Annotated in this window: 14 protein-coding genes; 10 read left to right on the forward strand and 4 right to left on the reverse strand. The window is 72.9% G+C overall.

Translation table 11 applies throughout. The features are described 5' to 3' along the window. Window positions 1-57: 57 nt before the first annotated feature. The 6 genes from ACFQQL_RS07720 (at window position 58) to ACFQQL_RS07745 (ending at window position 6,672) form a co-directional block, all read left to right on the forward strand. On the forward strand, window positions 58-1,755 hold the full coding sequence (locus ACFQQL_RS07720; protein ID WP_382392911.1) for a dihydroxy-acid dehydratase domain-containing protein: 1,698 nt from the start codon (window positions 58-60) through the stop codon (window positions 1,753-1,755). Beyond that, complete coding sequence (locus ACFQQL_RS07725; protein ID WP_382392913.1) at window positions 1,752-3,023, forward strand: FAD-dependent oxidoreductase; 1,272 nt, start codon at window positions 1,752-1,754, stop codon at window positions 3,021-3,023. The genes ACFQQL_RS07720 and ACFQQL_RS07725 overlap by 4 nt, the downstream gene beginning before the upstream one ends. A 118-nt stretch (window positions 3,024-3,141) precedes the next feature. Next, window positions 3,142-4,236, forward strand: a complete 1,095-nt coding sequence (locus ACFQQL_RS07730) for an ABC transporter substrate-binding protein (RefSeq protein ID WP_382392915.1) — start codon at window positions 3,142-3,144, stop codon at window positions 4,234-4,236. Window positions 4,237-4,250: 14 nt separating this feature from the next. After that, on the forward strand, window positions 4,251-5,090 hold the full coding sequence (locus ACFQQL_RS07735; protein WP_382392917.1) for an ABC transporter ATP-binding protein: 840 nt from the start codon (window positions 4,251-4,253) through the stop codon (window positions 5,088-5,090). Further along, complete coding sequence (locus ACFQQL_RS07740; protein ID WP_382392919.1) at window positions 5,090-5,884, forward strand: ABC transporter permease; 795 nt, start codon at window positions 5,090-5,092, stop codon at window positions 5,882-5,884. The genes ACFQQL_RS07735 and ACFQQL_RS07740 overlap by 1 nt, the downstream gene beginning before the upstream one ends. Then, window positions 5,881-6,672 carry an IclR family transcriptional regulator gene (locus tag ACFQQL_RS07745; protein ID WP_382392921.1) on the forward strand — a complete coding sequence of 264 codons (792 nt, stop codon included), beginning with the start codon at window positions 5,881-5,883 and terminating at the stop codon, window positions 6,670-6,672. Before ACFQQL_RS07740 ends, ACFQQL_RS07745 begins: the two co-directional genes overlap by 4 nt. Window positions 6,673-6,686: 14 nt before the next feature. Here the strand turns inward: ACFQQL_RS07745 and ACFQQL_RS07750 are convergent, their stop codons facing one another. From ACFQQL_RS07750 to ACFQQL_RS07760, 3 genes are all read right to left on the reverse strand, one after another. After that, window positions 6,687-7,598 (reverse strand): hypothetical protein, encoded by a 912-nt coding sequence (locus ACFQQL_RS07750; RefSeq protein ID WP_382392923.1) that lies wholly within the window; start codon window positions 7,596-7,598, stop codon window positions 6,687-6,689. Further along, window positions 7,591-8,559, reverse strand: coding sequence for a 2,3,4,5-tetrahydropyridine-2,6-dicarboxylate N-succinyltransferase (gene dapD, locus ACFQQL_RS07755; RefSeq protein ID WP_382392925.1), 969 nt, complete (start codon window positions 8,557-8,559; stop codon window positions 7,591-7,593). The genes ACFQQL_RS07750 and dapD overlap by 8 nt, the downstream gene beginning before the upstream one ends. 111 nt (window positions 8,560-8,670) lie before the next feature. Continuing rightward, complete coding sequence (locus tag ACFQQL_RS07760) at window positions 8,671-9,567, reverse strand: NUDIX domain-containing protein (protein WP_382392927.1); 897 nt, start codon at window positions 9,565-9,567, stop codon at window positions 8,671-8,673. A 178-nt stretch (window positions 9,568-9,745) separates the two neighbouring features. Here ACFQQL_RS07760 and betT point away from each other — a divergent pair, with 178 nt between their 5' ends. Genes betT through ACFQQL_RS07775 form a run of 3 tightly spaced genes read left to right on the forward strand, consistent with a single transcriptional unit; the run spans window position 9,746 to window position 14,978 of the window. Then, window positions 9,746-11,899, forward strand: a complete 2,154-nt coding sequence (gene betT, locus ACFQQL_RS07765; RefSeq protein ID WP_382392929.1) for a choline BCCT transporter BetT — start codon at window positions 9,746-9,748, stop codon at window positions 11,897-11,899. Further along, a complete protein-coding gene (locus ACFQQL_RS07770; protein ID WP_382392931.1) occupies window positions 11,896-13,383 on the forward strand; it encodes an aldehyde dehydrogenase family protein in 1,488 nt (495 codons plus the stop codon). The genes betT and ACFQQL_RS07770 overlap by 4 nt, the downstream gene beginning before the upstream one ends. 8 nt (window positions 13,384-13,391) lie before the next feature. Next, window positions 13,392-14,978, forward strand: a complete 1,587-nt coding sequence (locus ACFQQL_RS07775) for a GMC family oxidoreductase (protein WP_382392933.1) — start codon at window positions 13,392-13,394, stop codon at window positions 14,976-14,978. A 21-nt stretch (window positions 14,979-14,999) separates the two neighbouring features. Here ACFQQL_RS07775 and ACFQQL_RS07780 read toward each other — a convergent pair whose 3' ends face one another. Then, complete coding sequence (locus ACFQQL_RS07780) at window positions 15,000-16,841, reverse strand: acetyl/propionyl/methylcrotonyl-CoA carboxylase subunit alpha (RefSeq protein ID WP_382392935.1); 1,842 nt, start codon at window positions 16,839-16,841, stop codon at window positions 15,000-15,002. Window positions 16,842-17,119: 278 nt separating this feature from the next. On the opposite strand from ACFQQL_RS07780, the gene ACFQQL_RS07785 reads away from it, so the two are divergent. Next, entirely contained in the window at window positions 17,120-17,980 is an 861-nt protein-coding gene (locus tag ACFQQL_RS07785) for a uracil-DNA glycosylase (RefSeq protein ID WP_382392937.1), read from the forward strand. Window positions 17,981-17,988: the final 8 nt, after the last annotated feature.

Below are 17,988 nucleotides of genomic sequence, written 5' to 3' on the forward strand. Positions count from 1 at the left end.
CAGCGTGACGAGCATCCCGGCGACCGTGCCCGGGCCCGGACGACGACGGAGGCACGTGTGACCGAGTCCCAGCTGCGCAGCGTCCTGCCGCGTACGTCGCCGCGCTGGTACACGCGACGGACGCAGTGGCGCCAGCTCGGCCTGCGGGACGCCGACCTGGACAAGCCGAAGATCGCGGTCGTCAACTCCTCCTCGAAGCTCTCGCCGTGCTTCTCCCACCTGGACGACATCGCCGACCGGGCCGTCGCCTCCATCACGGCCGCCGGTGGCGTCGGTTTCGAGATCCGCACCGTCGCGCCGACCGACTTCATCATGAGCGCGGGCCGCGAGGGCGGCTTCGTGCTCGGCTCCCGTGACCTCATCGCGCACGACATCGAGGCCGTCGTCGACGGCGCCCTGCTCGACGGCATGGTCTGCCTCGCGTCCTGCGACAAGACCACCCCCGGCCAGCTCATGGCCGCCGCGCGCACCGACGTGCCCACGCTGATCGTCTCCTGCGGGTTCCAGAGCTGCGGCGTCATGCCCGACGGCGCCGCCGTCGACATCGAGGAGGTCTTCCTGCGAGCGGGGCACCTGGCCCGGGGGCGCATCTCCGCGGACGAGCTGTGCGCCATGAGCGACCGCGCCATCACCGGCCCCGGCGTGTGCACCGGCATGGGTACCGCCAACACCATGCACCTGGCCGCCGAGGCCCTCGGGATGACCGTCCCGGGCCACGCACCGGTCGCCGCGGGCTCGGCGTCGATGCACGCCGCCGTCGAACGGTCCGGCGCCGTGATCCTCGACGCCGTCGCCCAGGGCCGCACGCCCCGCCGCGTCATGACCCCGGCCGCGTTCCGCAACGCAGTCCGCGCGGTCCAGGCGGTCAGCGGCTCGATCAACGCCGTCAAGCACCTCGACGCCGTCGCGCGCGAGTGCGGCGCGGACGTCGACGTCGTCGAGGAGTTCCGCCGCTCCGCCGACATCGTGCGGCCGCTCACGGCCGTCCGGCCCAACGGTCCGTCCTCGATCGAGGACTTCGTGGCCGCGGGCGGCACGCTCGCGGTCCTCGCGGCGCTCGAGGACCTCCTCGACCGTGACGCGCCGCTCGTGGTCGGCGGCACCTGGCGGGACGTGCTGCCCGGCCGCGAACCGGACCCGGGCGGCGCCATCGGCAGCCGCGACCGGCCGCGGGGGACGCGGGCCACGATCCGTCTGCTGCGTGGCAGCCTCGCGCCCGGCCACGCCATCGTGAAGCTCTCGGTCACCGAGGATCGGCCGCTGACCTTCCGCGGTCCGGCCCAGGTCTTCACCTCGGCCCCTGAGGCGCTCGAGGCGATCGCCGCCGGAGGTGTCGAGGCCGGCTCGGTGCTCGTGCTGCGCGGGTACGGCCCGGTCGGCACCCCGGGCATGGGCATGGCCTCCAACGTCGCCTTCGCCCTCGACGGCGCCGGCCTGGCCGGACGGGTGGCGCTGGTCACCGACGGGCAGTTCTCCGGGCTGGTCAACACCGGCATCGTCGTCGGCGAGGTCACCCCGGAGGGCGTCGGGACGGCGCCGCTGGCGCTCGTGACCGACGGCGACGAGATCGCCGTCGACGTCGAGGCCGGCACCGTGGACCTCCTCGTGCCGCAGGCCGAGCTCGCCGCGAGGGCGGCCGCCGTCGTACCGCCCGACGACGGCGGGACCGGCCGCGGCTGGCTGGCCACCTTCGCGGCGGGCTACCAGCGCCGCTACGGCACACCGACGGTCGACGGGTCGAGGGTGGCTCCGTGAGCGGGCCGGGGACCAGGACGGCGGTCCGCACCGCCGAGCAGCCGGAGGAGATCCAGGCGGACGTGTGCGTCGTCGGTGCGGGGATCGCGGGCTTCGCCGCGGCGACCACGCTGGCGGACCTCGGCCGGTCGGTCGTGCTCGTCGACGCCATGCCGGTCGTGGGCGGCCAGTGCGTCAACTCACTCATCGGGCTGTTCTGCGGGGTCTACGGCACCGGCCCGGACTATCCGCTGCTGACCCGCACGGTGTACGAGGACCTGTTCGCCGACCTCGAGCCGTCCGGCGCCCTGTCCTGGCGGTACGGGGAGACCCTGTGCGTGCAGTACGACGAGGTCGCCGTCGGCCGGTGGATGGAGCGGCAGCTCGCCGACCGCGACGTCACGCTGGCGCTCGGCTCCGCCGTGGACGCCGTCGACTCCGAGGACGGGCGCGTGGCGCGCGTGCACCTCGTCTCCCGGCACGGCCGGCTGACCGTCCGGGCCGGCGCCTACGTCGACGCCAGCGGGGACGCCTCGCTGACCTGGCTCGCGGACCTGCCCTGCCACGTCCCGGACGGGCCGATCTACGGCTCGCAGCAGTTCCGCCTCGGCGGCGTCGTCGAGGACGCCGTGCCGTCCAAGGCGGAGGTCTCCGAGGCGCTGCGGCGGCACGGCGAGGAGTACGGCGTGGTGCGCCGGGAGGGCATCCCGTTCGTCTTCCCCGGCACCGGGCGGGCCGTGATCAACATGACGCACGTGGTCACCCCGCTCGGCACGCTCGCCTCCTCCCGTGCCCAGACGGACGGCCGGGACCAGGCCGACCGGGTCGCGCAGTTCCTGCGCGAGGTCTTCCCGGACGCCTTCGGCGACTCCCGTGTGCTGGCGTACGGTGTCCTGGGCCGTCGGCAGACCCGGTGGATATCGGGGCTGCACACCCTCACGGACGAGGACGTCGCCGCCGGGACCCGGTTCGAGGACGCGGTCGCCCGGACCGCGTGGCCGATCGAGCTGCACGACCGGCCGGAGAGGCACCGCTGGGAGGTCTTCGACCCCGGGCACCTGCACTACGTGCCGCTGCGCAGCATGATCCCGGTGGGTGCGCGCAACCTCGTGGCCGCGGGCCGGTGCGTCGACGGCGAGCCGGCCGCCCTGTCCTCGGTCCGCGTGATGGGCCCGTGCGCGGCCATGGGCGCCGGCGCCGCCCACGCCGTCGACCTCGCCGACGGCGGGGACGTCTCCGCCGTCGACCTCACGGCGCTGGCGGACCGGGTGCGGGCGAACGTCCGCTGACGGCCGGGTGGCCAGCGGGTTCCCGCGCGTCCTTCCGCTCAGCGGGAGACCTCCTGGCACGCTGGGGAGCCGTGGTGCGAGCATCCACGGGTACCACTCGCAGCGAAGGAGCTTCGGCATGGTCAACGAACTCTGGTCCCCACCCGGTGCGAACCTCTCGCGCGCCGGCTTCCTCAGAGGGTCCGGCCTGCTCCTGGCGGCGGCCGCCGGCGGTGGCCTGCTGGGCGCGTGCGCCGAGCCCGGGAGCGGTCAGGGCCAGGCCGCGGCCGGCGGCGACGGCGAGGGCACCGACTTCACCTTCCTCAGCTATCTCACGCTCGACACGCTGTCCATGTCGCCCGAGATGCTCGGCCTGGCCGGCGGGTACTTCGCCGACCACGGGCTCAACACCGAGGTGCAGGTGGTGCGCGGCTCGCCGCAGGCGTTGCAGACGCTGCTCTCGGGCGTGGCGCCGCTGACCCGCGTGGGCGCGATCGACCTCATGACGGCGCGCACCGAGCAGGACCAGCCCCTGGTCAACGTCGGGACGATCGTGCGCCGCCCGTCGATCCGGATCATCTACTCCCAGGACCGGCCGCTGGCGGCGCCGGAGGACTTCGTCGGCAAGACCATCGGGGTTCCGTCGGAGGGCGGCACCAGCGAGAAGACGCTCATGCTCATGCTCCAGAACTCGGGCATCGACCCCGAGCAGGTCACCCGCCAGGTGGTGGCGCAGACGCCGGCGTCCTTCGAGATGGTGCGCCGCGGCCAGCTGGACGGGTACATGGGCAGCATCGACATCGCGCTCATGGTCGAGAGCACCCAGGAGGGTGGCGCGATCCTCAACCCGGCGGACATCGCGGCGGTGAAGGCGGACACACAGATCTACGTCACCACCGAGGAGGCGATCGAGCAGCACGGAGACGACCTGCGCAGCTACCTCGCGGCCATCCGGGAGGCGGTCACCTCGATCGTCGAGGACAGCGACCGGTCCCGGACCATCGAGACGCTGCGCGGGGAGTACAGCTTCGCGACGCTCGACGACGACGAGGTCGCACCTCGCGCGCTGGACGAGGGTGTCGCGCTGTGGACCGACGACGGGAACGCGGACGAGCTGCTCGTCACCGACACGGACCTGTGGGTCGAGGCGGTGGCGGAGCTCGAGGAGGCCGGCTTCATCTCCGGCGCCGAGGACCCGGAGTCATGGGTGGACAACTCGTTGCTCGAGCAATGACGGAGGTGAGCCCGGTGACGGAGACAGCGGCCGAGGTCTCCCGGGGCAAGGGCGGGCGGTCCATGGCCCACAGCCCGGTGAAGATCGCGATCGAGCGTGTCTCGAAGGACTTCACGACCCGGAAGGCCACGACGCACGCCCTGCAGGACATCGACCTGCAGGTCCGGTCCGGCGAGCTGGTCTCGCTGATCGGTCGGTCCGGGTGCGGCAAGACGACGCTGCTGCGGATCATGGCGGGGCTCGTGCCGCCGTCGTCCGGGAACGTGGTGGTGGGCGGCAAGCAGCTGTGGAACGGGCCGGCCGTCGAGACCAGCGTCATCCGGCAGCTGGGGGTGGTCTTCCAGGACCCGAACCTCTTCCCGTGGTTCGACGTCGTCGACAACATCGCGCTGCCGCTGAAGCTGCGCGGTGTCGGCAAGAGCGAGCGGCGCCGGCGGGCGACCGAGCTCGCCGAGCTGGTCGGGCTGGGCGGCTTCGGCGGCTCCTACCCGCGGGAGCTCTCCGGCGGGATGCGGCAGCGCGTCGCGATCGCCCGGGCACTCAGCTGCGACCCGGAGCTGCTGCTGATGGACGAGCCGTTCGGTGCGCTCGACGCCCTCACCCGGGAGAGGATGAACCTGGAGCTGCAGCGCATCGCGCTCGCCACCGAGGCCACGGTCGTCTTCGTCACGCACGACATCTCCGAGGCGGTCTTCCTCGGTGACCGGGTGGTGCAGCTGACGCCCCGGCCGGGACGGATCGAGGACATCTCCGAGGTGTCCTTCGCCCGGCCGCGCGACATCGACGTCCAGACGACGGCGGAGTTCGGCGCGATCGTCCGGCACCTGCGGCACGCGCTGGAAGGAGAGATGTGATGCGCCGCGAGAAGCTGCAGCGGATCCTGCCGTGGGTCGCGACCCCGGTCCTCGTGCTCGTGCTGTGCGGTGTGTGGGAGGTCGCCGTGGCGCGGCTCGGCATCTCCACGCTGATCCTGCCGCCGCCGTCGATGATCGGCGCACGGCTCGTGGAGCTCATGCGGGACCCCGTGACGTGGCAGCAGGCGGGGATCACCGCCACCGAGACGGTCCTGGGCTTCGCCCTCGCCGTGCTCGCCGGGGTGGTGATCGGGGTGACGCTGGGCAAGGTGTTCTGGCTGGAGGTCTCGCTTCGGCCGATCATCGTGGCCCTCCAGGTGGTGCCGAAGGTCGCGTTCATCCCGCTGCTGGTCATCTGGTTCGGGTTCGGCATGACCTCGAAGATCGTGATCTCCGCGATGCTGGCGTTCTTCCCGATCATGCTCAACGTGCTGCTCGGGGTGAAGTCCCTCGACCCGGGGCACCGGGACGTCATGAAGTCCCTGAACGCCTCGAAGTGGCAGACGTTCACCAACCTCGAGGTCCGCAGCATCATGCCGTACCTGCTCGCCGGCATGGAGTCGGGGATCATCTTCGCGCTGATCGGCACGATCGTGGGGGAGTACCTCGGCGGTAGCGAGGGGCTCGGGTACATGGTGGTGAGCACGCTCAACCAGCTGGACGCGCCCGGGCTGTTCGGGGTGGTGGTGATGCTCTCCGCGCTGGGTCTGGTGCTGTACTTCTGCGTGTTCGCGCTGAAGCGGTTCCTCATCCCGTGGCACGAGTCGGTGTACGGGCAGGGGGTCACGGCATGAGCGTGACGGCCGCGGGCCGCAGCCACCATGCCGCCCGGTCCGAGCCGCACGGCCGGCGCTCGTCCCTGGAGCGCGTGCACCGGCTGCTGTCCTCCTTCGACTACGAGCACACCCGGCTCAGCCTGTCGGACCTGAGCCGGCGCTCCGGCCTACCGCTGTCGACGACGCACCGGATGGTCTCCGAGCTGCTCGCGCTTGGCATGCTCGAGCGCGACGAGCAGGACAGCCTGTGCATCGGGGTCGACGTGTGGAAGTTCGGGCTCCTGACGCCCAAGGCGTACGGCATCCAGCGGGTCGCGCTGCCGTTCATGCAGGACCTGTACGCGACCACCGGCCTGCCCGTCCACCTCGGCGTCCAGGAGGGCGAGGAGGTGACCTTCGTCGAGTCGCTGCGTCCGCGGGGCGGCGGCCAGGAGCGGCCCCGGCTCGGGTCGCGGTACCCGCTGCACGTCACCGCCGTCGGGGTCGCGATCCTGGCGCACGGGACGCACGGGTTCCAGGAGGACTACCTGGCCGGGCTGGAGCGCGCCGTGCCCGACGGACGTCAGTGCTCCGCCCTCGTGCGGCGCGAGCTGGCCCGGACCCGCTCGACCGGGTACGCCCTCACCGATCGCCAGACGGCGCCGTCGATGGCGATCGGCGCGCCCGTCCTCGACCAGCTCGGCCGCCCCCTGGGGGCGGTGTCGATCATCGTCCCCGAGGGGTCCGCGGAGACCCCGTACGGCCACCTCATCCGGGCGACCGCCCGTGCCGTGCAGCGCACGGCCTGGGAGCAGGGGATGGCCTAGCCCGAGCCGCGGAGTCAGGCGATGACGACCGTGCCGGGGGCGGCGGCCGCGGCGGCCTCGGCGACGGCGGACGGGAGCTCGGCCTCGGCGAGCGGTCGCCACGCAGCCTCGGCGGCGCCGCGGGTCCAGGCCTGCCCGTCGGTGACGACGACGCTCGCCCCGGTGACCCCCGCCGTCGCGACCGCCCACTGCGCGACGGCCCAGCCGCGGCGCGCCGGTGCCGGCTCGAGCCCGGGCGGCAGCGAGGTCGCGTCGACCAGGAGGTGACCGGCCCGCTCCTGGACGGCGACCTCCACGAAGTCCCGGGCGAGCCGGTCACGGACCGCGGTGACGGCGTCGGCGGACGCCTCGGCGGGTTCGAGCTCGCACACCAGGGCCGCCTCGGAGTAGCCCGTCAGCGCCGAGGCGAACGCGCGGCCGCGGTTCTCGTGCTGGGCGTAGGCCTCGGGGAACGCCGAGCGCTGGACGTCCTGCGCGGCGTCGGTGACCTCCGCGTCCTCCCAGCTCTCGATCGTGACGAGCACGTCGTAGAACGCGTTGGTCGAGTAGACCGGATCCATGATCTGCTCCACCGTGCCCCATCCCTGCGAGGGGCGCTGCTGGAACAGGCCGACCGAGTCCCGGTCGCCGTAGTCGATGTTGCGCAGCTGGGACTCCTGCATCGCGGTGGCGACGGCGATGGTCACCGACCGGGCCGGCAGCTCGCGGTGCAGCGCGACCGCGCTCATGAGGGCGGCGTTGTCCGCCTGCTCGGCATCCAGGACCATGTCGTCGCCCTCGATCGGCGCGAGGCACGCGTTCGAGGCAGGGGCCGAGCCGTCGGCGAGCCGCAGCGCCACCACGACGGCGGTGACGAGCAGCCCGAAGCCGAGGACGACGACCAGCAGCCGGCCGAGGCAGCTGCGGGGACGGGTGGACCTAGACATGCAACGCGGCGTTGAGCTCCACACCCGTGCCGCTGCGCGGCAGCGCCTCGACCGCACCGGAGACGGAGTTGCGCCGGAAGAGGAGGTTGTCGACGCCGGAGAGCTCACGTGCGGAGACCACCGGCGGGGCGTCGAGGCGACCGTCCGCCGGGCGGATCCCGGCACCGGCCATGACCGAGACCTTGGTGCCGGCGGTCAGGTACAGCCCGGCCTCGACCACGCAGTCCGCGCCGAGCGAGATGCCCAGGCCGGCGTTCGCCCCGAGCAGCGAGCGCGGGCCCACCACGACGCGGTCCTTCCCCCCGCCGGAGAGCGTGCCCATGATCGAGGCACCGCCGCCGATGTCGGCACCGTCGTGCACGACGACTCCCTGCGAGATGCGCCCCTCGACCATCGACGTGCCGAGGGTGCCGGCGTTGTAGTTCACGAAGCCCTCGTGCATGACCACCGTTCCCGGTGCGAGGTGCGCGCCGAGCCGGACGCGGTCCGCGTCACCGATCCGGACACCGGTGGGCGTCACGTAGTCGACCATGCGCGGGAACTTGTCGATGCCGTGCACGGTGACCGTGCCGTGCCGCGCCCGCAGCCGTGCCCGGACGAGCTCGAACCCCTCGACGGCGCAGGGACCCGCCGACGTCCACACCGCGGTGGTCAGCGTCCCGAAGATCCCGTCGAGGTCGAGCGTGTTCGGCTGCGCCAGGCGGTGCGAGAGGAGGTGGAGGCGCAGGTACGCGTCGGCGGCGGACGCCGGTGCGGCATCGAGATCGATCTCGGTGCGGACCACCTCGGTGCTGACGCCGCGGTCCTCGTCCTGCCCGGTGAGGGCGGCGAGCTCGGTGGGCGGCTCGGCGTCGGCGGGCGGGGCGCCCAGCGCGGGGGAGGGGTACCAGGTGTCGAGCGTCTCGCCGGCGGAGGTCACGGTGGCCAGCCCGAAGGCCCAGGCGGTGCGGTGGTCGGTCATGGCCCCAAGCCTAGGTGGCGCGGCCGGCCGGGAGCGCACGTCGAGACCGCACGCCGCGTGGCCTCGGTGCCGACTCGGTGCCGACTCGGTGCCGGATCTCGGTGCCGGACCTCAGTGCCGGACCAGCCGCGGACCGAGGGTGCGTGCCCCGAGCGCGCGGACCCGCTCGGTCAGGCCACGGTCCGCCGACGTGACCGCGACGTCGTTCGCGGGGTCGGCCACGAGCCGGCGCACCTCGGCGACCACCGCGTCGTCGCCGCTGCCCGCGGCCTCGACGACCGCCACGGCATCGGTGCCCGGGACGCCTCGGGCGGCTCCCTCGGTGACCAGCAGCATCTCCGGGTACCACCGGTCACCCGCGAGGTCGACGTCGGAGCCCGCCAGCCCGGCGTCCGCGATCCTCCCGAGGTGGTCCCGCAGCGCGGTCGTCGCGCCCGCACGGTCGGTCCACCACCCGTCGGGGCGGGAGCCGACGACGTTCGCGGCGTCGACGACGAGCACGAGCCGCCGCAGCATCGTCCGCAGCTCCGGGAGCGCGTCGCCGAACGCCGGGAGCAGCTCGCGGCTCTTCAGGTCGGCGAGAGGCACCCACGCGACGTCGAGACTCTCCGGGTCGCTCACGCTCGGCTCCTGGGGCCCGACGGCCTCGGCGAGCACCGTCGTGTAGCTCCAGTCGCGGTGGACGAGCGAGCGCTGGGCCCGCACCCGGATCCCGCCGGCGTCCAGACCGGCCTCCTCGACCGCCTCCCGCACGGCGCCGGCTCGCGGCCCCTCGGCGTCGGTGATGGCGCCGCCGGGCAGCCCCCAGGTGCCGCCGTGGTGGGACCACAGGGCCCGGTGCTGCAGCACCACCTCCAGGCCGGCTCCGCCGTCGCGCCAGAGCATGAGGCCGGCCGCCCCGTTGAGACCCCAGTGCCGTCCGCCGCAGCCGCAATCGACCCAGCCGTCACCGGGCTGGCGGTGGACCCGGGCGTCAGGCGGACGCTGCGCGGGCGGGTGGTCGGGCACCGCCCCAGAGTCGCACAACGGCACCGGTCCACGCCCGTCACAAAGCCCTCGTCGCGGGCGTATCGTGAACTGGTTCACGAAACATGCAGCCCCGATTCACCCGTCGATAAGGTTCCGCCAGATCGGCGGGCGTCCGCGCGAGCGGCCACGCCCGAACCTCCATCTCGAAAGGGCGACCATGAGCCAGGAACCGCCTGCCGGACCGACCGCGGAGGCCCACGACGGTCCGCCCGAGCCGTCCTCCATCGCCACCCGGGCACCGGAGAAGGCCAAGCTCAACCTCCGCGTCTTCGTCCCCGCCGCGCTCGGCATCGTCGCCGTCACGCTGTGGGCGATGCTCGCCCCCACCCGGGCGTACGAGACCATCGTCGCGATCGTCTCGTGGATCTCGAAGAACCTCGGCTGGTACTACATCCTCACCGCAACCGCGGTGATCGTCTTCGTCATCTTCATCGCCGTGAGCCGGGTCGGGACCACGCGGCTGGGACCGAACCACTCCAAGCCGCAGTACTCCCTCTTCTCGTGGACCGCGATGCTCTTCGCCGCCGGGATCGGCATCGACCTGATGTTCTACTCGGTCGCCGAGCCGGTGACGCAGTACTACGGACCGCCCTCAGGGCCGGGCGAGACGGTCCCCGCCGCCGAGCAGGCCGTCGTGTGGACGTTGTTCCACTACGGCGTCACGGGCTGGGCGATGTACGCCCTGATGGGGATCGCCTTCGCCTACTTCGCGTACCGGTTCAACATGCCGCTCTCGATCCGCTCGGCGCTCTACCCGATCATCGGACGCCGGGTGCACGGCGCCGCCGGTGACGCGGTGGACACCGCGGCCCTGCTCGGCACCATCTTCGGCATCGCGACCTCGCTCGGCATCGGCGTCGTCCAGCTCAACTACGGCCTCCTCCTGCTGTTCGGCGTCCCCGAGGGGATCGGCGCGCAGATCGGCCTCATCGCCCTCGCCGTCATCATGGCGACCGTCTCCGCCGTCGCCGGGATCGACAAGGGCATCCGCCGGATGTCCGAGCTCAACGTGCTCCTCGCGATCGGCATCCTCGTCTACATCACGATCACCGGGCAGACCGCGTTCCTCATGGACGCGCTCGTGCTCAACGTCGGCGACTACCTGTCCGGATTCGCCGACATGACCCTCAACACCTTCGGCTTCGACCGCCCGGACCAGTGGATGATGGACTGGACGCTGTTCTTCTGGGCGTGGTGGATCGCCTGGGCGCCGTTCGTCGGCCTCTTCCTGGCGCGCATCTCCCGTGGCCGCACCATCCGCCAGTTCGTCGCCGGCACGCTCACAGTGCCGTTCCTGTTCATCCTCGTGTGGATCTCCGTCTTCGGGAACAGCGCCCTGCGGCGGGTCCTGGGCGGCAACGACGAGTTCGGGCAGACCGCCATGAACACCCCGGAGCGGGCCTTCTACTCGCTCCTCGAGCAGTACCCCGGTGCGCCGCCGCTCATCGCCGTGGCCACCTTCACCGGTCTGCTCTTCTACGTCACGAGCGCCGACTCGGGGGCGCTGGTGATGTCGACGTTCTCCTCGACCATCGAGGACCCGCGCCGCGACGGGGCCATCCCGATCCGGATCTTCTGGTCGGTCACCACCGGCGCGCTGACGCTCGCGATGCTGCTGGCCGGCGGGATCTTCACGCTGCAGTACGCCACGATCATCATCGGCCTGCCGTTCTCGGTGGTGATGTACCTGATCATGTTCGGCCTCTACCGGTCGCTGCGGTTCGAGGCCGCGCAGGCCGACTCGCTGGGCGTCGCGATGCCCGGGGCCCTGTCCGGCCGCGCCGGCGACGGGCCGCCGCGGGGCTGGCGGCAGCGGCTGGCCCGGGCCATGAGCTACCCGGGTCCGAAGCAGACCCAGCGCTACATGGACACCGTGGCCCTGCCGGCGGCCACCGAGGTCGCGGACGAGCTGCGTGACCAGGGTGCGGACGTCGAGCTGACCGACGGCCCGGTCGACGGCGTCGGCGTCAGCCAGCTGTGCCTGACCGTGCACCTGCCGCACGAGCGGGACTTCCGCTACCAGATCTACCCCGTCGAGCACGCGACGCCGACCTACGCGCCGCGCGCGCAGAGCACCGACGACCGGTACTTCCGGCTCGAGGTCTGCAACCTGACCGGCAGCCACGGGTACGACCTGCTCGGGTACAGCAAGGACCAGATCATCACCGACATCCTCGACCACTACGAGCGCCACCTGGCGTTCCTGCACCTGCAGCGGGAGCTGCCGGGCACCTCGGCCATGGCCAGCGGTGCCGGTGCACCCGCAGACTGGAGCACGGACTTCGTGAGCAGCAAGGAGCACAGCGGATGAGCGAGACCCCCAGCGCCACGCTGTTCGTCGGGGGCCGGTGGGTCCCCGCCCGCAGCGGCGAGACGCGCGAGATCCGGTGCCCGGCGGACGGTGAGCTCGTCGGCGTCGTCGCCGAGGGCGGTGCGGAGGACACCGAGGCCGCCGTCGCGGCCGCCCGCACCGCGTTCGACGACGGGGCCTGGCGTGACACGCCGGCCCCCGCGCGCGGCGACTTCCTGCTGCGCGTGGCGGCCCGGCTGCGCGAGCGCAAGGCCGAGTTCGCCCGTGCCGAGTCCCTCGACACCGGCAAGCGGCTCGTCGAGTCCGAGATCGACATGGACGACATCGCCGCCTGCTTCACCTACTACGGGAAGGTCGCCGCCGAGCAGGCCGGGCGGGTCGTGGACGCCGGCGACCCGGACGTCGTCTCCCGCGTGGTCCACGAGCCGGTCGGAGTCTGCGGGCTCATCACCCCCTGGAACTACCCGCTGCTGCAGGCGGCCTGGAAGATCGCGCCCGCGCTCGCGGCCGGCAACGCGATCGTGCTCAAGCCCAGCGAGCTCACGCCGCACACCGCGATCCTCATGATGCAGGTCCTCGAGGAGCTCGGCCTGCCCGCGGGGGTCGCGAACCTGGTCCTCGGCCCCGGGGCCACCGCCGGTGCCCCGCTGTCCAGCCACGCATCGGTCGACATGGTCTCCTTCACCGGCGGGGTGCACACGGGCCGCACGATCGCCGCCGCGGCCGCGCCGACGGTCAAGCGCGTCGCCCTCGAGCTCGGCGGGAAGAACCCGAACGTGGTCTTCGCCGACGCCGACTTCGACGCCGCCGTCGACAACGCCCTCAACGCGGCGTTCGTGCACTCGGGCCAGGTCTGCTCGGCCGGTGCCCGTCTCCTCGTGCAGGACGAGATCGCGGAGCGGTTCGTCGACGAGCTCGTGCGCCGCGCGCAGCACATCCGGCTCGGCGGGCCGTTCGACCCCGACGCCGAGACCGGGCCGCTCATCTCCGCCGAGCACCGCGACAAGGTCACCGCCTACGTCGAGCGCGGCGTGGCCGAGGGCGCCCGTGTGCGCTGCGGGGGCACCTGGGGCGAGGGCGACCTCGCCGCCGGCTACTACTACCTGCCCACCGTGCTCGACGGCGTCCGTCGCGGCATGTCCGTGGTCCGCGAGGAGGGCTTCGGCCCGGTGGTCACCGTCGAGACCTTCGCCGACGAGGACGAGGCGGTCGCCACCGCCAACGACACCGAGTACGGGCTTGCCGGCGCCGTGTGGACCCAGGACGCCGGCCGGGCCCAGCGGGTCGCCGGCCGGCTGCGGCACGGCACCATCTGGATCAACGACTTCCATCCCTACCTGCCACAGGCCGAGTGGGGTGGCTACGGGCAGTCGGGCACCGGGCGCGAGCTGGGCCCGACCGGCCTCGCCGAGTACCAGGAGGTCAAGCACATCTACCAGAACACCCGTCCCCAGGTGACCGGGTGGTTCCGGGACCACGCGTGAGGGAGACCATGACGACACCGCAGCCCGAGCAGCAGGAGTTCGACTACGTGGTGGTCGGCGGCGGCTCCGCCGGTGCTGCCGTCGCCGCCCGCCTGAGCGAGGGCCCGGGGGTCGAGGTGGCGCTGGTGGAGGCGGGGCCCAGCGACGTCGGGCTCGACGTGGTCCTCCGGCTGGACCGGTGGATGGAGCTGCTCGAGTCGGGCTACGACTGGGACTACCCGATCGAGGAGCAGGCGGCCGGGAACAGCTTCATGCGGCACGCCCGCGCCCGCGTGCTCGGCGGCTGCTCCTCGCACAACTCGTGCATCGCGTTCTGGGCACCCCGGGAGGACCTCGACGCCTGGGAGCGCGAGCACGGCGCCACCGGCTGGGGCGCCGAGCACACGTTCCCGCTGTTCACCGCTCTGGAGACCAACGAGGACGACGGGCCCCTGCACGGCAAGGACGGCCCCGTGCATCTCATGAACGTCCCACCCCAGGACCCGTGCGGTGTCGCGATCCTGGACGCCTGCGAGCAGGCCGGCATCCCGCGGGCCAGGTTCAACACCGGGGAGACGGTGGTCAACGGCGCGAACTTCTTCCAGATCAACCGGCGCGCCGACGGCACCCGCTCCTCCTCCTCGGTCTCCTACCTCCACCCGGTCCTGGAGCGGGAGAACCTCCACCTGCTCACCGAGCGGCAGGCCACCCGTCTGCTGCTGGACGCCGACCGGCGCTGCACCGGCGTCGAGGTGGTCTCGGGGGCGTTCGCGCGCCGCCAACGGCTCTCCGCGCGCCGCGAGGTGATCGTCTCCGCCGGTGCCATCGACACCCCCAAGCTGCTCATGCTCTCGGGCATCGGGCCCGCCGAGCACCTGCGCGAGGTGGGGGTCGACGTCGTCGTGGACGCACCCGGCGTGGGGGAGAACCTCCAGGACCACCCCGAGGGCGTGATCCAGTGGGAGGCGCGCCGGCCCATGCGACAGGCCTCGACCCAGTGGTGGGAGATCGGCATCTTCACCACCACCGAGCCGGGGCTGGACCGGCCGGACCTGATGATGCACTACGGCTCCGTGCCGTTCGACATGCACACCCTGCGGCAGGGATACCCGACGACGGAGAACGGCTTCTGCCTGACCCCGAACGTCACGCACGCCCGGTCCCGGGGCACGGTGCGGCTGCGCAGCCGCGACTTCCGGGACAAGCCGAAGGTGGACCCGCGCTACTTCACGGACGCCGAGGGGCACGACATGCGGGTGATGGTCGCCGGCCTGCGCAAGGCCCGTGAGATCGTCTCCCAGCCCGCCATGGCCGAGTGGGCCGGTCAGGAGCTCTACCCCGGCCCCCAGGCGCAGAGCGACGAGCAGCTCGCGGACTATGTCCGCCGCACCCACAACACCGTCTACCACCCGGTCGGCACGGTGCGGATGGGTGCCGAGGAGGACCCCATGTCCCCGCTCGACCCGCAGCTGCGCGTCAAGGGCGTCACCGGACTGCGGGTGGCGGACGCCTCGGTCATGCCGGAGCACACGACGGTCAACCCGAACATCACGGTCATGATGATCGGCGAGAAGTGCGCCCGGCTGGTGCGCGGGTCGGCGGGCGGCACGGCCTGAGCGCCGAGGACGGGAGGTCCGTCAGGCCTCGACCGGCTCGATCTGGCAGATGACGGCCCCGGTCGCCACGTTCTGGCCGACGGCCGCAGTGATGCCCTGCACCCGTCCGGAGCGGTGCGCCAGCAGCGGCTGCTCCATCTTCATCGCCTCGAGCACGACGACGAGGTCACCGGCCTCGACGACGTCCCCGTCGCCGACGGCCACCTTGACGATCGTGCCCTGCATGGGGGAGGAGAGCGCCGCCCCGTTCCCGCTCGAGGCGGCGGTGGCCGAGCGCGTCTGGCTGCGCCGGACCGGGCGCCGCTGCCCGCCACGCAGACCGCCGCTGATCCCCAGGCCGGCGGGCAGCACGACCTCGAGCCGCTTCCCGCCGACCTCGACGACGACCCGCTCGGTGGCCTCCTGCTCCTGTGCCGGCTCGGGGGACGCGGCCGTGGGCGCGGTCGGCCGGGTGGAGGGCAACGCACGCAGCCGCTCGGCGTAGTCCGTCTCGATCCACGTGGTGTGCACCCGGAAGGAGTCGCCCCCGTCTTCGGCGACGAAGTCGGGCTCCCTCAGCACGGAGGCGTGGAAGGGGAGCACGGTCGGCACGCCCGCCACGGTGGTCTCCCGCAACGCGCGCCGTGCCCGTTCGAGAGCCTGGGTGCGGGTGGCGCCGGTGACGATGAGCTTGGCCAGCATCGAGTCGAACGCCCCGGAGACGGTGTCGCCGGCGACCACGCCGGAGTCGACCCGGACGCCCGGGCCGGAGGGCCAGGTCAGCTCGGTGATGGTGCCGGGCGCGGGCATGAAGCCGGCCGCGGGGTCCTCGCCGTTGATCCGCAGCTCGACGGCGTGGCCGCGCGCCGGCACCGACTCGTAGCCGAGGTCCTCACCCAGGGCGAGGCGGAGCTGCTCGCGGACCAGGTCGATGCCGGTGATCTCCTCCGTGACCGGGTGCTCGACCTGGAGCCGGGTGTTGACCTCGAGGAAGGAGATGGTGCCGTCGGCGCCGACGAGGAACTCACAGGTGCCGGCGCCGATGTAGCCCGCCGCACGCAGGATCGCCTGGGACGAGGAGACCAGGGCGGCCTCCTGCTCCGCCGTGAGGAACGGTGCCGGCGCCTCCTCGACGAGCTTCTGGTGGCGGCGCTGCAGCGAGCAGTCCCGGGTGGAGACCACGACGACGTTGCCCGCCGCGTCCGCCAGGCACTGCGTCTCGACGTGCCGCGGCCGGTCGAGGAACCGCTCGACGAAGCACTCACCGCGTCCGAACGCGGCGGTGGCCTCCCGCACGGCGGACTCGAACAGCTCGGGGATCTCCTCGCGCGTGCGGGCCACCTTGAGCCCGCGGCCGCCACCGCCGTAGGCCGCCTTGATGGCGACGGGCAGGCCGTGCTCGTCGGCGAAGGCCAGGACCTCCTCGGCGTCGGCCACCGGGTCGGGGGTGCCGGGCACCAGCGGGGCCCCGACCTGCTGGGCGATCTGCCGGGCGGTGACCTTGTCGCCGAGCGCGTCGATCGCCGTGGCCGGGGGGCCGATCCACACCAGCCCCGCGTCCACGACGGCGCGGGCGAAGTCGGCGTTCTCGGACAGGAACCCGTACCCGGGGTGCACGGCGTCCGCACCGGATCGGCGCGCGACGTCGAGGATCTTGTCCGGGTCGAGGTAGGTCTCGACCGCTCGGGAGCCGCCCAGCGCGTACGCCTCGTCGCACAGCTTGACGTGCAGGGCGTCGCGGTCGGGGTCGGCGTAGACACCGACCGTCGCGATGCCCTCGTCCGCGCACGCCCGGGCCACGCGGACGGCGATCTCGCCGCGGTTCGCCACGAGCACCTTCGTCAGCCGGTGCGTCGCGGCCGGCGGGACGGAGGTACTGGTCATGTGAGAGGGCTCCCGGGTATCGACGTGCGACGTGCGGCGTGCCGCGCGCGAGGCGCGCGCCGGCGTAGCGCTCGATCGAGCCTAGCCACGCGACCGCCACCGGACACAGTCCGACCCGGCCGGGATCCGCAAGTCTGTTCCACCTGCCAACCCCACTCGACCCTCGTTGTGGGAAGTCCACAACAAGGTCCACGTCATCGCTGGTTACGGAGCCGTAGGTTGTAGCAGTGGCACAAATCACCCCTGGACATCACCCGCCCGGCGAACATGATGGTCGCATGACCAGCCGCGCCCTCGACGGCAGCGCCGAGGCACTGCCCCACCCCGTCACCGGACGGCGGTTCCGCTCGCCGGTCCCACCCGGCACCGGCTGGCCGGGGGACCCCGCCGACGACGCCACCCCCGTCGCGCGGACCGAGCGGGACGTCCTCGAGCTGGCCGCCGGCGCGTCCGACGTCGCGGAGGTGGACGCCCGGGTGTCGGTGTGCCGGGCCTGCCCGCGCCTCGTCTCCTGGCGCGAGTCGGTCGCCGTCTCCGGGCGCCGGGCGAGCTTCGCCGACCAGCCCTACTGGGGCCGGCCGGGCCCGGGGTTCGGCGACCCGCACCCCCGGCTCCTCGTCGTCGGGCTCGCGCCCGCCGCGAACGGCACGAACCGCACCGGCCGGATGTTCACCGGCGACCGCAGCGGGGACTGGATATACGCGGCGCTCCACCGTGCCGGGTACGCGAACCAGCCCACGTCGGTCGCCTCCGGTGACGGTCTGGAGCTGGTCGGCGCGCGGATCGTCGCCGCCGTGCGGTGCGCTCCGCCGGCGAACCGGCCGACGCCGCAGGAACGGTCCACCTGCGGGCACTGGCTGGACCGCGACCTCGGGCTCGTGGCACCGGGTGTGGAGTCGATGCTGGCGCTGGGCGCCATCGGGTGGGACGCCGCGCTCGCCGCGGCCCGGCGCCTCGGCTGGCAGGTCCCGCGGCCGAAGCCGCGTTTCGGGCACGGCGCCGAGGTCGTGCTGCGCACGCCCGAGGGGCGGGACGTCCGCCTACTCGGCAGCTACCACGTGAGCCAGCAGAACACCTTCACCGGCAAGCTCACCGAGGAGATGCTGGACGCCGTCCTGGCGCGCACGAAGGGCGCCTGAGCCGGGCG

Source organism: Georgenia alba (genome assembly GCF_042665525.1).
Lineage (GTDB): Bacteria > Actinomycetota > Actinomycetes > Actinomycetales > Actinomycetaceae > Allobogoriella > Allobogoriella alba.